Here is a 14432-nt window from a genome sequence, read left to right as displayed (position 1 = left end):
GAAGGCGTCGTGGGGCTATTCGGACGAGTTCATGGCCGCGTGCCGCGCAGAGCTGACTTTTACGCCGCAGAAAATGACGGCGTGGCGCATTTGGCTGGCGCAACGGGCGGGCGCCGTCGTGGGCATGATAGCCCTGCACATTGACGGGCCGACGGCCGAACTCGAAGACTTTTTCGTGGAGCCCATCGAGCAAGGACAAGGCGTCGGCGCGGCCCTGATGGCCATCCTATTGGTCACTTGCCGTGAGCAGGGCGTCACGCAAGTCGGGCTGGACGCCGATCCCAACGCCGAACCGATCTATGAGCGGCTCGGCTTCAGGCGGGTGGGCTGGTCGCCGTCCGGGTCGATACCCGGTCGGCGCCTGCCACGGATGGAGCGTGCGCTCTAGACGATCTTGGAGCCTTCCTTGCCCCAATAGGCGTCGCGGATCAGGCGCTTGTAGAGCTTGCCGGTCGGGTGGCGTGGCAGTTCCTGCATGAAGTCGATCACGCGGGGTGACTTCACGTGGCTGAGATTAGCGCGGCAGAAGGCGGCGAGTTCGGCCTTCAGGTCTTCCCCGGCGTTGGCCCAGTCCATAGGTTGGATCACGGCGATGACCTGTTCGCCCATTTCCTCATGCGGCCCGCCGACCACGGCGGCGTCGGCGACCTTGGGGTGAGTGATCAGCAGGTTCTCGAGTTCCTGCGGGTAGATGTTCACGCCGCCGGAGATGATCATGAAGCTCTTGCGGTCGGTCAGGTAGAGGAAGCCTTCCTCATCGACCCAGCCCACATCGCCCAGCGTGGTCCAGCCATGCTTGTTGGTGTTCTCGGCGACCTTTTCCGGGGCGTTGTGATAGCTCAGCGGCGTGCCGCCGCCGAAATAGATCGTGCCCTCGGTGCGCGCAGGGACTTCTTCGCCGTCCTCGCCGACTATGTGCAGTTCGGCGGTCGCCGCCTTGCCCACCGAACCCTTGTGGGTCAGCCAATCCTGCGGGCCGATGTAGCAGAAGCCGTTGCCTTCGCTGCCGGCGTAGTACTCGTGGATCACCGGACCCCACCAGTCGATCATCTGCTCCTTGACCGGCACCGGGCAGGGGGCGGCGGCGTGGACGGCCGAGCGCATGGACGAGACGTCGTACTTGGCGCGAACCTCGGGCGGCAGCTTCAGCATCCGCACAAAGTGCGTCGGCACGAACTGGCCGACATCGACCTTGTGCTTCTGGATCAGGGCCAGGGTTTCTTCCGGGTCGAACTTCTCCATCACCACGACCGTGCCACCTAGGCGGTGGACGCTCATGCACCAGCGCAGTGGCGCGGCGTGATAGAGCGGTGCGGGCGAGATGTAGACGCTGTCGTTCTGGAAGCCGAACAGCCCCTGCGCCATCATCGCCAGCGCGTATGGCGCGTCGATCGGGCCTCCGCTAAGAGGCGGCTTGATGCCTTTGGGGCGGCCGGTGGTGCCTGACGAGTAGAGCATGTCGGCGCCGGCGGTTTCGTCGGCGATCGGCGTGGCCGGTTGCTTGTCGCGAGCCGCTTCGAAGCTCTCATAGGGGGCGCGGGCTTCACCGACCATGAATAGCTTCACGCCGGGCGCCAGGGCGGGCAATTCGTCGATCACCGGTCCGACCCCGGCCGAGGTGATCAGCACCTTCGCCTCGCAGTCGGTCAGGATGTACTCGATCTCGCCCGAGGTCAGTTTCGAAGAGATGCAGGCGTAGTAGAGGCCCGCGCGTTGGGCGGCCCAGGCGATCTCGAAGAAGCGTGGATGGTTGTCCATCAGGAGGGCGATCACGTCGCCGGCCTTCAGTCCCATCGACCGGAACAGCTGGGCGCCCTGGTTCGAGCGTTGGTCGAGTTGCTTGTAGGTCACCGTCTCCCCGGAGCCAGCCATGACGTAGGCGGCGCGGTCTGGATGGGTCTGGGCGTGGGTGGCCGGATGCATGAACTCTTCCTTGCGGCGGCCGGACGCTGTCCTCGCGTCTCGGCCGTCCTCCCTGAATTATCGTTGTTCACTCACATATGCGGTGCTTGACGGACCGTCCGTCAAGCGGGGCGAAATGAAGAAAACCACGGGAGGACGAGATGGCGAACCATAGCTTCGAAACCCTAGCCTACGAGCTTGAGGACGGGGTGGCGACGATCACCCTCAACCGTCCCGAGAAGCTCAACGCCTTCAACACGCAGATGATGAAGGACCTGATCGCCGTGTTCGACGTCACCGACGCCGACGACGCGGTGAAGGCGGTGATCGTCACCGGAGCGGGCCGCGGCTTCTGCGCCGGGGCCGATCTGTCGGCCGGCGGCGAGACCTTCGACTACGACAAGCGCGGCGGCGAGTCCCTAGCCGCGCGCCAGCGGGACGGCGTGCAGCGCGACGGCGGCGGCCTGGTGTCGCTGCGCATCTATGACAGCCTGAAGCCAGTGATCGCGGCGGTGAACGGGCCGGCGGTCGGGGTTGGCGTGACCATGCAACTGCCCATGGATATCCGTCTCGCCTCGACGGAGGCGAGGTTCGGTCTGGTCTTCGCCCGGCGGGGGCTCAATCCCGAGGCGGCCTCGTCGTGGTTCCTGCCCAGGCTGGTCGGTGTCCAGACGGCGCTCGAGTGGTGCTACACGGGTCGGGTTTTCTCGGCCCAGGAAGCGCTGGACCGCGGGCTTGTTCGCTCGCTGCATGCTCCCGACGAATTGCTGCCGGCCGCCAAGGCCTTGGCCCGTGAGATCGTCGAGAACACCGCGCCGGTGTCGATCGCCATCACGCGCCAGCTCATCTGGCGCATGGCCGGTGCACCGCATCCGATGGACGCTCACCGCGCCGACAGCCGTGGCATCCAGATCCGGGGCGCGATGGGCGACGCCCGCGAAGGGGTGATGTCGTTCCTGGAGAAGCGGCCGCCGGTGTTCCCCAATCAGGTCTCGACCGATCTGCCCGACATCTGGCCTCATTGGCAGGCGCCGGAATTCAAGTGAACGGGTGGTTAAGCGCAGTGTGATTCGATGGGATCGGGTTTTGCTCCGGATCTCTCATGAACCTGCCGCAATCACCGTCCGATCTTGAACCTTCGCGGGAGGCCGCATTGGCCTCCCGCGCACGCGGGATCTTGCTGCGGCGGCTGGCGGACGTGGTCTGCCTGCCGACCTCGCGGGTGAACGCGTTCGAGCGGGCGATGACGGCGGACCTGTTGGTCGACATGCTGCGCGAGGCTGAGCCCGCTGAGCGAAAAAAGGTGGCCCGGCGACTGGGCGCGATGCCTGAGGTTCCCGCCAGCCTCGCGCGGTTTCTGCTGCGCGACGAGATCGATGTCGCCGAAGAGCTTCTGATCAACGCCGCCCACCTGTCGGACGCCGACCTGCTCGACTGCGCGCGGATGACCGGCCTGGAGCATCGACGTCTGATCGCCCTGCGTCGCGGCGTCAGCGAGGTGGTCTGCGACGTGCTGATCGAATTTGGCGAGGTTCTGGTTCTGGAGTGCCTGCTTAAGAATGAGGACGCGCGGTTCTCGACGGGCGGGGTTGAGGCGATGGTGGCCCTGACGCGTGGCGACTCCCGCCTGACCTCGACCCTGCTGAAGCGTCCAGAACTGCGTCCGGCCCACGCATATATGCTGTTCTGGTGGGCCGACGCCGACGCACGTAACGCCATCCTTCGCCGTTTCGCCGTTTCGCGGGAAATCCTGCAGGAGGCGGCCAGCGACATCTTCGCCATGGCCGCCGAGGAGAATTGGCAGGACCCGATTTCCCGCAAGGCCTTGCAGTTCATCGAGCGCCGGCAGCGCAGCCGTGATGCGAGGGCCGACGAAACATCGAAGAGTCTAGAGGACGCCGTCACCGCGGCTCAGCACGGCCTGACCCCGCAGGCGGTTGAGGAGATTTCCTATCTCTCTGGTCTGAAGCCGATGACTGGGGCCCGGATCTTCACCGATCCCGGCGGCGAGCCCATTGCCGTGCTCTGCAAAGCCACCGGCTTGCCGAAACAGGCCATCCGCGCGCTATGGCGGGGATTGGAGCGGCCCGAGAGCGACGGGCAGGGCGGCATGTCGCCCGCTTTGGAACGCGTGATGGTCATCCACGACATGATCGCGGTGGACCGGGCCCAGACCGTGCTGCGGTATTGGAACTGGTCGATGACCTCAACGCTCACTCCGGCGCTGCTGCGTGCGGTTCGAGAAGGCGATGAAGACGCCTCTGGCGAATACTCAGACCCAGAATGGGCCACCATGCTGACGCTTTCCAAGGATTTTGGACGCTGATCACTGCGGTTGTGGCATTTCACCGCACCGCAATAGTGACGCCTTGTGCAAGCAATTGTGCGGTGCGGCAGCTAATCTTGATGATATGCACGTTCGTTGAAGAACAAGAGTCTGTTCCATGCTTGTGCTTGAGTTGGCTTCCAGATATCAACTCGATCACTGATGTCGTGAATCAGTCATCCCCCAACTTGGTGCAGCCGCACTCACGGAACCGAGAAATATGGACGAGAAATCGGAAGTCATTGAGATGACGGCGGATATTGTTTCCGCGTATGTCGGAAACAATTCGGTCGCTGCGGCCGATCTCCCCAATCTGATCCAGAGTGTCCACCGTGCGTTGGCCGGCATTTCCTCTGGCTCCGATGTCCAGGAAGCCGCACCCAAGGAACCCGCGGTCCCGGTGCGCCGTTCGATCACGCCTGATCACCTGATTTGCCTGGAAGACGGCCGGAAGTTCAAGTCGCTCAAGCGTCACCTTCGGACGAAGTATAATATGAGCCCTGAAGAATACCGCGCGAAGTGGGGGCTCCCGAAAGACTACCCTATGGTTGCACCGAACTATGCTAAGGCTCGTTCGGATCTGGCCAAGCAGATGGGTCTTGGCCAAGGTGGCCGTCAGGCTCCGCGCAAGCGCACCAAGTAAAGCTACGGCCAATAGCCGACTTTGAAACGCCCGCCCTCACCGGCGGGCGTTTTTTGTTCGTGGGGGTGCGACGCATTCGCCCACCTGATCAGCAACGCCACCTTTTGGCCCGATTTCCGGTGGGCGTCACAAAATTCCACTTGCGGGCGAATCACCCTCTGGGCGATAAGTGATTCGTCGCGATTCCAAGGGGTTGTTAAGGAATCTGAATATGGCCGCACAGATCGGAGCTTCGGCGGCGGCCGCCCGCGCACACGAAGAACTATACGCCTATTGGGCCCGCCTTCGGCATGGCGGCCAACTCCCAGGGCGCAACGACATTCGACCGGAAGACTTCAAGCGTCTGCTGCCGACGGTCAGTCTGATCGACGTGCGCCGTGACCCCATGGATTTCCGGCTGCGACTGGCCGGGACTGGCCTGTATGGCGTCTATGGCAAGGAGATCACCGGCCGCTCGCTCGGCGAGGTCTACAACTCATCAGCGATGGACTACTGGCGTGAGGAACTGACCAAATTGGTCCACGAGCGCCGTCCGGCGGTTGGCGCGCACAGCCTCGCCTGGCGCGGCGCGGCTCACCTATCCATCCTGTGGCTGCGGTTGCCGCTGGCCTCAAACGGCAGGGATGTGGACATGATCCTGGGCTATGACGCCGTGGTCGGTGTTCAGGGCGACACCGTCGTCAGCGGCATTCGCGCCGCTTAAGGTTCAAACCGCGGCCAACGCCTCGGCGTCGCGGCGAACCCGGCCCACCATCGAAGCCAGACCGTTCGAACGCTGCGCCGACAGGTGGCCGCTCAGACCCAGCTTGTCGAAGGCCGCCTTGGCGTCGCACGCCAGGATGTCCTTGGCCTGCTTGCCGGAAAACAGCCGGAACAACACCGCGATCAGGCCGCGCACGATGTGGGCGTCCGAATCTCCGCGAAATATGACGGTTCCATCGGCCTGCGGCTCGGTCACCCGCCAGACCTGGCTGGCGCAGCCGCGCACCTTGTTGGCGTCATTGCGCTCGGCGTCGGTGAGGGGGGCGAGCTCGCGCCCCAGATCGATCACGTAGCGGTAGCGCTCTTCCCAATCGCCCAGCAGGTCGAATTCTTGGGACAGTTCTTCGAGGTCGTGCGCGATCGTCGTCATATCCATTGCGACTTAGGCGCCGGAAGGGCCGAGCGCAACAGGGGCCTTAAGCCGCGGGAAGTCGGACGTTCGCGGTGAGCCCCTGGCCGGCGACCGAGGATAGCTTTAACCGCCCGTCCATCGCGAGGCATAGCAACTCGACGATCGGCAAGCCTAGGCCCGCGCCCTCGCTGCGGCGGGTCAGGGCGTTCTCGCCCTGCTCGAAGGGCATCAGCAGACGAGGGATATCGGCCGGATCCACGCCGGGGCCGTGATCGACGATCGAGATTTCCACGTGGCGACCGGCCGATTGCGCACGAATGGAAATTTCCGAACCTGCCGGCGCGAAGATGACCGCGTTCTGGATCAGGTTGGTCAGGATGTTTCTCAGCCCCCGGGCGTCGGCGATCACCGCGGGCAGGGCGCCTTGGTTTTCAATCGCGATCTTCACGCCGGCCTGAGCGATCTCCTCGCGCAGCCCGTCGAGGGCGTCGTCGAGGGCGTGGTCGATCGACTCTTGCTGAAGGTCGATGTCCATGGCGCGGCCTTCCAGCCGGGCGATCTCCAGGACCTGGTTCACGAGTTTGAGCAGCCGGGCGCCGCTCATGCGGATGATGCCGGCGTATTCCTTGTACTGCGGCGCGCCGAGCGGGCCGTAGAGCTCCGAGGCGATGATCTCCGAAAAGCCGAGGATCGAGTTAAGTGGCGTGCGCAACTCGTGGCTGGCCATCCGCAGGAACGATCGCTTGGTCTCGTCCAGGGCCGCCTCGCGGCGCGCGCGCGCGCTAAGCCGAGACTGCGGCTCAGTTTGAGACGCCTGGTCCGATTCGGGCGCGTGAACCGGTCGTATGGGAGCCGCCTGGGCCATGGACTGAACTCGAAGCCTCGCGGTCTTTGACTTAGCTATCCATAGGCTCGCCGCGCTTACGATTTCCTTTCAATCAACAAGATCATGCGGTTCGTGGCCAGGAATGCGGTCGCGTCCTGGGCGAGCAGCCTCGCGGGGACTCACTGTCGCCGCTAACATCGGGTCATAAGCACCGCCCAGCGCAGGAGGCGTCGAGACATTCCGTGATCGAGAGCCCCATCGCCCGCCCGGCGTCCAAGGCCCGCTGCTCTTCCGCGACCGCGATGCTGGCCATCGTCGGGCTTGGCGTGGCCGGAGCCTTGGCGGCGATTTTCACTGGGGGAGTCGCCGGCCCGCTGGCCGTATGGTGCCTACTGCCGCTGGCGGCGGCGGCGGTGATGAACCATGGCGAGCGGCTCGCGCTTGGCGCGGCGGTTTCGCTTGCGGCCGTCGGGGTCGCGGCGCTGGCCGGCCTGACACTGGATATTCCCTCGCCGAGCCCGGCCCTGGCTAATGTGCTGGGGGTGATCGCCTTGACGACGACGATCGTCGGCCTTGGCGCGGGTCTGGTGATCCTGCAGCGCGGAGCGGGCGCAGACGCCCGCCACCACCGCCAGACCGAGGCGCGTTTGCGCCAGGCCTTGAACGAACAGCCGCATCTGCTCGTCGCGATCAATGCGCGCGGCAGGCTTACCGGCGCCTGGGGCCCAGAGCCTGCCGGGGCGGGGGGCTTGGGCGCCGGGCAGCTGTTGGCCGATTTCGTGGCTCTGGATGATCGGCCTGGCGTGCAGGCCGCGATCGATGCGGCCCTGGCCGACGGCGCGGCCGAGGTCGCGTTCGCCCCGGCCAGAGACCCTGACGGCTGGTTGGCGCTCAGTCTGCGCCGTGTGGGTGGCGGCCGATTGATGGGCTCGGTCCGCGACGCCCGCGCGGCCCGTGACCGCGAGGCCGAACTCGAGCGCGCGCGCGCCGACGCAGAGGCGCAGAACGCCGGCAAGTCGCGGTTCCTGGCCAATATGAGCCATGAGCTGCGGACCCCGCTGAACGCCATCATGGGGTTCAGCGACATCATGCGGCAGGGCCTGTTCGGCTCGCTGTCGGATCGTTACGCCGAATATGCCGAACTGATCCACGACTCCGGCGGCCACCTGTTGGATCTGATCAGCGACGTGCTCGACATGTCCAAGATCGAGGCGGAACGGTTCGAACTGGCGCGGGACATCTTTGACGCCCGCGACACCGTGGCCGGCGTCCTGCGCTTGATGCGCGGCCAGGCCGATCGGGCCGGTGTGCAGCTTCGCGGCCTACTGCCCCGCGAGCCGCTAGACGTCACCGCCGACCGGCGCGCGATGAAGCAGATCGCCCTGAACCTAGTCTCCAACGCCCTGAAGTTCACGCCGCGTGGCGGCTCCGTCACCGTCACTATCCACGCCGATGGTCCGGTGCTGGAGCTGGTGGTGGCCGACACCGGGGTGGGCATCAGCGTCGAGGATCTGCAGCGGTTGGGGCGGCCCTACGAGCAGGCCGGCGGTCCGGCCCAGCGGGCTGCGGGTACGGGGCTTGGGCTATCGCTCGTCCGCTCGTTCGCCGAGTTGCACGGCGGTGAGATGGATATTGAGAGCCGGCTGGGCGAGGGCACGACCGTGACCGTCCGGTTGCCGGTGATCGAGCACCCGGTCACCGCCAAAACGCCTTAGCGGCTGGCGACCTGCAGGAAGGCGCGACCGGCGGCGAAGTCGCCCACCTCGACATAGGCGCGGCGCACGTTTTCACCCTCGCCGGCGGCGAACAGGAACTCGACCGCCACGGCCTCGCGTGGGTCTAGCTGAGCCAGGGCGTAGGCGGCGCTCGGCGGAAAGCGGAAGGCCCAGGCCGACTTCATGTCCTTGGGCATCAGGTCCAGGCCGGCGGGGCTGCGGGCCTCGGCGGAGTAGACGCTGCGTGCCGAGGGCGGCGGCAGCCGGCGCGCCAGCGGCAGGGTGGCGAGCGGCTGGCCGCGAGTGTCGAGATAGGGACCTTGGGTCGTGGAGGCGTCGCGCAGGACAAGGCGCGCGCCATAGGGGGCCTTGCCGTCAGGAAACTGGGCGACCGCCATCAGCGAATTGGCGCCGTCACGGCCGGCCAGGCCGAAGATCATGCGGTTCCAGCCGAAGCTGGCGGTCTGCTGCAAGCGCCAGCGAACGGCGACGCCGCTGGCGCGATCTGCTCGCCATTCGGCGAGTTCGCCGGGATAGGTCATCCGGCTGAGTTGGGCGTAGCCGTCGAAGGCCTGGCGCACCCGCGCGGCCGCCAGGCTGATATCTTCGGAATCGCAGGGCGTCGCGGCGACCTTGGCCCAGGCGCGTTGCTCCACGGCGGCCAAGCCGGCCTTGTCGAGGCCGGCGCGCAAGGCCGCGCCGCGCGCCTGCATGCGGCTGGCCGCCAAGGCGGCTCCGACCGGGGCCTGGAACAGCCCGCATCGGGCGTCGGCGGCGGTCATCACCGTGCGTTCGTAGAAGAGGTCGGCGGCCTGGGCCAGCGACACACCAGGCGCTGCGAGAAGCGCTCCCGCGGCGGCCAGACCCATCCATCCACACACGACGCGCCGCGCGGTTCTGCGCGTACTCGTCATGCTTCCTACTTTTCTCGTATGTTCGAGAACGTCGGGCGACCGTAGAAGCTCAGCCTTTCCGCTCTGTTATCGAGACCACAAAAAATGCTGCTCTCCACCGACATCTGGGTCGCGGCCCTGATCCGCCGCGTGGAGCTCGGCGGCGGATATGCGGTAGTGGTCCGCAAGGGCGACGCCCGCGCCGGCAGCGTGCTGGTCAAGGTGATGAACCGCGGCGACCGCACGTTCAGGCTCTATGGCGAGGCCACGCGCGGCGACGGGGAACGGGTCTGGATGCGCCCGGCGCTATCGGAACAAGAGAGCGATCTGGACCGCTACATCGAGCGCGCCAATCGCATCGACCCGGATATCTGGGTGGTCGAGGTTGAGGACAAGGACGGCCGTCATTTCCTGACCGAGCCAGTCGAGGAAAGTTAAAAGGCAAGGTTAGCGGCAGGTTTACCGCCTTCCTCAACGGGTGCGAAAGCACGTCTGTGGCAAACAGTCGCGTTTCCGTAGTGTGAGCGCTTGCCTCGTATGCTCTTTCTTTTGAACGACGTGGTTCTGAATCTGAGCGGTATGAGCCTGTCGCCGAAGTTGGGCGCCAAGGCGCTTAACGCGTTGTCGTTCAACGTGGTGAGCTTGCTCGGGCAGGAACTCTATTCTGAAGAGCCTCTCCTACACTTCGACCGGCCTGAACGCGCCAAGCGCCTGGCTCTTCTGATCGTCGCCAAGGCTCCCGCCATCAACGCGGCCCTGTTCGTGGCGCCTCGCTACGGCTGCGCGCCGGAAGAGGTCACCCTGCGCTACGCCCATGTCGACTTCGAGGTCATGGCCCGGCTCAGCAAGCGTCAGGACGAGGGTCTGATGGACGCTGTTTGGATCGACCGGCAGGTCTGGCGGCGCCTCGCGGCGTAGGGCGGGGCGACGCGCGGGCTTTCGCGCGAGCCCTGGCTGCGCTACCTGCGGGCTATGAGCAATTCTCCCGCCGCCGAGGCCGCCCGCCGGCGCACCTTCGCCATCATCTCGCACCCGGACGCCGGCAAGACGACCTTGACCGAGAACCTGCTGTTGGCCGGGGGCGCGATCCGCGCCGCCGGCGCGGTGCGGGCGCGTGGCGAGAACCGGCGCACCCGGTCTGACTGGATGAAGATCGAACGCGAGCGTGGCATCTCGGTCTCGGCCAGCGTCATGACCTTCGATCACGCCGGGCTGATGTTCAATCTGCTCGACACCCCGGGTCACGAAGACTTCTCGGAAGACACCTACCGGACCCTGACCGCCGCCGACGCCGCCGTCATGGTGCTGGACGCCGCAAAGGGCATCGAGCCGCAGACCCTGAAGCTGTTCGAGGTTTGCCGCCTGCGCGACATTCCGATCGTGACCTTCATCAACAAGATGGACCGCGAGGCACAGGACCCGATCGAACTGCTGGACGAGATCGCCTCGAAGCTGGCGCTGGACCCCGCGCCGCTGTTCTGGCCGGCCGGGTCGGGCGGGCGCTTCAAGGGCATGCTGGACCTGCGCAACGACAAGTTCCTGCCGTTCGCCAAGAAGACCCAAGACAACAAGGACGAGGGCCATCCGGCCGCCATTCCGTTCCACGGCAATGCGGTCGACAGCTATCTCGACCCCGACGAACAGGCCGAACTGGAGGAGGGCTCCATGCTCGTCCAGGAGGCCTCCAAGCCCTTCGACCCCCAGTCGTTCCTCGAAGGCCACATGACGCCGGTGTTCTTCGGCTCAGCCCTGCGCCACTTCGGCATCGACCAGCTTCTGGAGGGCCTGGGCGCCTATGCCCCGCCGCCGAAGGCCATGCCCGCGGTGAAGGGGGGCGTGTCCACCCATGTGGCGCCCGGCGATCCAGAGGTCACCGGCTTCGTCTTCAAGGTCCAGGCGAACATGGACCCCAACCACCGCGACCGGATCGCCTTCCTGCGTCTGACCTCGGGCAAGTTCCAGCGCGGCATGAAGATGAAGGTCCAGAACACCGGACGTCAGCTTTCGGTCAATGCGCCGATCATGTTCTTCGCCTCCGACCGTGAACTGGCCGAGGAAGCCTTCGCCGGCGACGTGATCGGGATTCCGAACCATGGCGTCCTGCGGGTCGGCGACAGCCTGTCGGAGAGCGGCACGCTGCGCTTCGCCGGCCTGCCGAACTTCGCGCCGGAAATCCTGCAGCGGGTGCGTGTGAAGGACCCGTTGAAGGCCAAGCACCTCAAGAAAGCCCTCGAGGGCCTAGCCGAGGAGGGCGTGACCCAGCTGTTCCGCCCGGTGATCGGCGCGGACTTCATCGTCGGCGCGGTCGGACCGCTGCAGTTCGAGGTCATGGCCGACCGCCTGGCCAACGAGTACCAGCTCGACGTGCTGTTCGAGCCGGCGCCCTATTCCGAGGCCCGCTGGCTAACTGGCGCGAAGGCCGACGTCGAGGACTTCGCCAGCAAGCACAAAAGCGCGATGGGAACCGACATCGACGAGCAGCCGGTGTTCCTGGCCAAGTCGTCCTGGGAAATGGGCTATGTCGCCGAGCGCTTCCCGAAGATCGGCTTCGAGCGGTCGAAGGAGCGCGCCTAGTCAGCGGCCGGCGGCGAGGCTCAGTCAGGCCGGAGCGTAAGTCCATGAACTCGCCGGCGGAGCCTCGAAAGGCTCGCGAGGTCACGCAAGTTTCGGGCCAGTTAGGGTTAACGTCCGCACACAACAAAGTCAGACTTTGTTAACCATACTTGGCGAATTAACCACTTGTTTACGATCTCGGCTCCGGGTTTGCTCCATGAGGTCTGAACCTTCCGTAGGCGTCTCGTCATGGGACGCCGGGGGGCGATCGGAGCCTTGCCATGTTCGAGTTCGGTCGGGAGCTAAAGCGGTTGTTCGGCGCGGACACCGTCAGCGCGCCGCGTGACGGTCTGACGGGCGGTGACGCCTCGTTGCTGGAACTGCTCGACTTGCGGATGATCGCCAAGGAGGGCCGCGCCGCCGACATCGCCGCGGGCCGGGTCGGGGCGAAGGACCAGGCTCAACGCCGGCTGGAAGGCGCCATCATCTGGCGCGAGGTCGCCCGTCGCTCGGGGGACGCCGCCGCATTGCGCAAAGCGGCCGCCACCGCCGAAGCCGCCGCCGAGGCCTTCGGGCGTGACCGCCGGCCCGATGGCTGGGCCCGCGCGCGCTGCGAACAGGCTTTCTGCGCCATGCTGGGCGCCGAGCTCTTTGGCGACGAGGGATTGAACGCCGCCGCCGACGTCGCCTTCCGTGACGCCCGTTCGGCCGCGCGAGGCGGGCTCTCCTTGCCGCTGGCCGATATCGGCATCGCCGCCATCGAGGCGCGCGGACAGATGGCGACCGGCGACGCCCAGGCCGCACGCGTCGCCGTGGCCAGGTTCGCCCATCCGATCGCCGGGCTGCAAAGCCTGACCCGACGCTGCCGCGCCGCCCGGTTGCTGGCCATTGAGGCGCGTCTGGTGCTGGCCGACCTGTTGATCGGCTGGGGCGCGCGCCTGCGTGATAGTGAATTGCTGGCTATGGCCCGCGACGAGGCTGACCTCGCCGCCAAGGGGCTGGACACCGCCTATGAACCCTTGAGCTGGGCGCGCGCCATGGCGCTGCGCGGCCAGGCGGTGGCTCTGCTGGGCGAGGTCGACGGCGAGGTGGAGGTGCTGGCGCAGGCCGTTGGCGACCTGGCCGAGGTGGTTGGCGAGCTGTCGCGTGAACAGAGCCCGCTGGACTGGGCGCGGACCCAGACCGCCCTGGCCCAGGGTCTCCAGGCGCTGGGCGAAGCCGGCGGCTCGGAGCGGGCCTATGAACAGGCGGTCACTTGCTACGACCGGGCGGCTCACGTCCTCAAGAAGGTCCCGGCGCTGTCGCTGCGCGCCTTCGGGGCCTCCAACCGCGCCCTTTGCCTGGCGCGCTCGGCCGAGCTTTCCGGCGATCTGACGGTGCTGGACGCCGCTGAATCGGCGTTCAAGATCGAACTGACCGCCATCACCGCCAGGCGCGACCCGGCCGCGTGGGCGCTGCTGCAGGTGAACCTCGCGCGGCTCTATGAGGCCCGGCTGGACATCACCGGCAAGGATCGCGGCGAACGTGCCAATGCGGCCATGGCCCTGAACGCCGCACTCGACGTATTCGGCGAGCTTGGTCTGCGCTCGCTCAGCATCGTCGCCGCCGACGCGCTTGAGCGCTTGATCGGTGGGCCGAGCACGACGGCGCGCCCCGCCTACTAGTAGGCGCTATGCAACCCCTGGTCGGCCGTGCGAGCATGGCCGTAGGGTCGGGGGAACCATGAAGTCGAAATCCATCGCTTTAGCGTTGTGTCTCCTGTCACCGCTTCCGGCTCAGGCCGAAGAGCATTTCGACGTTCGGCCGGATTGGTTGAAGCGCCCGAACGGGGAAGACGTACTGGCGGTTTGGCCGAGGGAGGCCTGGGAGAAGGGGCTAGGCGGCCGCGCGTCCATTCGCTGCCGGATTACTCTTCAAGGGGCGTTGGCCGACTGTTCGGTGCTCAGCGAGGAGCCAGCGGGCGCTGGGTTCGGGGTGGCGGCGATCGCTCTTAGTCCTCAGTTCTTGCTCAAGCCTGGGATTCGCGACGGCAAGGCCGTCGAGAGCACCCTCAAAATTCCCATCATTTTTAAAGCGCCAGATCTTCCCATGGGCAGTTACATTCCCGGCGCCGGAACCATCGGAAACAGCGTGGCCTTGACCAAGGTGCCGTGGATGGACGCTCCAACCTATGACGAGGTTGTCGCGGCCTATCCGAAGAAGGCGCGGGAAAGGGGCCTGAGCGGGCGTGCGACGCTTGATTGCGAGTTCAAGGCCGACGGCAGGCTTGAAAATTGCAACGCGATTCAGGAAGAACCTAAGAGTCAGGGCTTCGCCGCCGCTGCAAAAGCGATCGCCCCGCGTTTCCTCGGGCCGCAGGTGCTTCCTAACGGAGCGAGCACCAAGGGTGTCGCCACGCAGATCACCTTTGTTTTCGACAGCAATATGTTGGACCCGGTCAAGCGCGTGGTTGGGAAGGCG

General features: G+C 66.0%; 15 protein-coding genes. 11 read left to right on the top strand and 4 right to left on the bottom strand.

The genetic code is table 11. The features are described from left to right. The coding region (locus Q7T84_RS00385; RefSeq protein ID WP_304805578.1) for a GNAT family N-acetyltransferase at positions 1-388 on the top strand (388 nt) is incomplete at its 5' end. On the opposite strand, the gene Q7T84_RS00380 is transcribed toward Q7T84_RS00385, so the two are convergent. After that, complete coding sequence (locus tag Q7T84_RS00380; protein ID WP_304805577.1) at positions 385-1923, bottom strand: acyl-CoA synthetase; 1539 nt, start codon at positions 1921-1923, stop codon at positions 385-387. The two genes, Q7T84_RS00385 and Q7T84_RS00380, sit on opposite strands and share 4 nt — an antisense overlap. 140 nt (positions 1924-2063) lie before the next feature. Here Q7T84_RS00380 and Q7T84_RS00375 point away from each other — a divergent pair, with 140 nt between their 5' ends. The 4 genes from Q7T84_RS00375 (at position 2064) to Q7T84_RS00360 (ending at position 5574) form a co-directional block, all read left to right on the top strand. Then, positions 2064-2948, top strand: coding sequence for a crotonase/enoyl-CoA hydratase family protein (locus tag Q7T84_RS00375; RefSeq protein WP_304805576.1), 885 nt, complete (start codon positions 2064-2066; stop codon positions 2946-2948). Positions 2949-3004: 56 nt separating this feature from the next. Beyond that, positions 3005-4228, top strand: coding sequence for a DUF2336 domain-containing protein (locus Q7T84_RS00370; protein WP_304805575.1), 1224 nt, complete (start codon positions 3005-3007; stop codon positions 4226-4228). Positions 4229-4448: 220 nt separating this feature from the next. Then, entirely contained in the window at positions 4449-4871 is a 423-nt protein-coding gene (locus tag Q7T84_RS00365; RefSeq protein ID WP_304805574.1) for a MucR family transcriptional regulator, read from the top strand. Positions 4872-5082: 211 nt separating this feature from the next. Continuing rightward, positions 5083-5574 (top strand): PAS domain-containing protein, encoded by a 492-nt coding sequence (locus Q7T84_RS00360; RefSeq protein ID WP_304805573.1) that lies wholly within the window; start codon positions 5083-5085, stop codon positions 5572-5574. A 3-nt stretch (positions 5575-5577) separates the two neighbouring features. Here the strand turns inward: Q7T84_RS00360 and Q7T84_RS00355 are convergent, their stop codons facing one another. Together Q7T84_RS00355 and Q7T84_RS00350 are read right to left on the bottom strand one after the other, a co-directional pair. Continuing rightward, entirely contained in the window at positions 5578-6003 is a 426-nt protein-coding gene (locus tag Q7T84_RS00355) for a SufE family protein (RefSeq protein WP_304805572.1), read from the bottom strand. Between the two features lie 46 nt (positions 6004-6049). Next, complete coding sequence (locus Q7T84_RS00350; protein WP_304805571.1) at positions 6050-6850, bottom strand: sensor histidine kinase KdpD; 801 nt, start codon at positions 6848-6850, stop codon at positions 6050-6052. Positions 6851-7053: 203 nt separating this feature from the next. Here Q7T84_RS00350 and Q7T84_RS00345 point away from each other — a divergent pair, with 203 nt between their 5' ends. Then, on the top strand, positions 7054-8526 hold the full coding sequence (locus Q7T84_RS00345) for a HAMP domain-containing sensor histidine kinase (RefSeq protein WP_304805570.1): 1473 nt from the start codon (positions 7054-7056) through the stop codon (positions 8524-8526). On the opposite strand, the gene Q7T84_RS00340 is transcribed toward Q7T84_RS00345, so the two are convergent. Then, positions 8523-9395, bottom strand: a complete 873-nt coding sequence (locus tag Q7T84_RS00340) for a hypothetical protein (RefSeq protein WP_304805569.1) — start codon at positions 9393-9395, stop codon at positions 8523-8525. The genes Q7T84_RS00345 and Q7T84_RS00340 overlap by 4 nt on opposite strands. Before the next feature lie 129 nt (positions 9396-9524). Between Q7T84_RS00340 and Q7T84_RS00335 the strand changes: the two genes are divergently transcribed. The 5 genes from Q7T84_RS00335 to Q7T84_RS00315 form a co-directional block, all read left to right on the top strand. Continuing rightward, positions 9525-9857 carry a DUF1491 family protein gene (locus Q7T84_RS00335; protein ID WP_304805568.1) on the top strand — a complete coding sequence of 111 codons (333 nt, stop codon included), beginning with the start codon at positions 9525-9527 and terminating at the stop codon, positions 9855-9857. Positions 9858-9956: 99 nt separating this feature from the next. Then, entirely contained in the window at positions 9957-10337 is a 381-nt protein-coding gene (locus Q7T84_RS00330; RefSeq protein ID WP_304805567.1) for a hypothetical protein, read from the top strand. 54 nt (positions 10338-10391) lie between these two features. Then, positions 10392-11993 (top strand): peptide chain release factor 3, encoded by a 1602-nt coding sequence (locus Q7T84_RS00325; RefSeq protein WP_304805566.1) that lies wholly within the window; start codon positions 10392-10394, stop codon positions 11991-11993. A gap of 260 nt (positions 11994-12253) precedes the next feature. Further along, positions 12254-13636, top strand: a complete 1383-nt coding sequence (locus Q7T84_RS00320) for a hypothetical protein (protein WP_304805565.1) — start codon at positions 12254-12256, stop codon at positions 13634-13636. Between the two features lie 58 nt (positions 13637-13694). Beyond that, on the top strand, positions 13695-14432 hold a 738-nt coding region (locus Q7T84_RS00315), incomplete at its 3' end, for an energy transducer TonB (RefSeq protein ID WP_304805564.1).

The sequence above is a fragment of the Phenylobacterium sp. genome (genome assembly GCF_030654915.1).
Lineage (GTDB): Bacteria > Pseudomonadota > Alphaproteobacteria > Caulobacterales > Caulobacteraceae > Phenylobacterium.
Note: the sequence above shows the minus strand (reverse complement) of the source record. Positions and strands in the feature narration are given on the sequence as shown.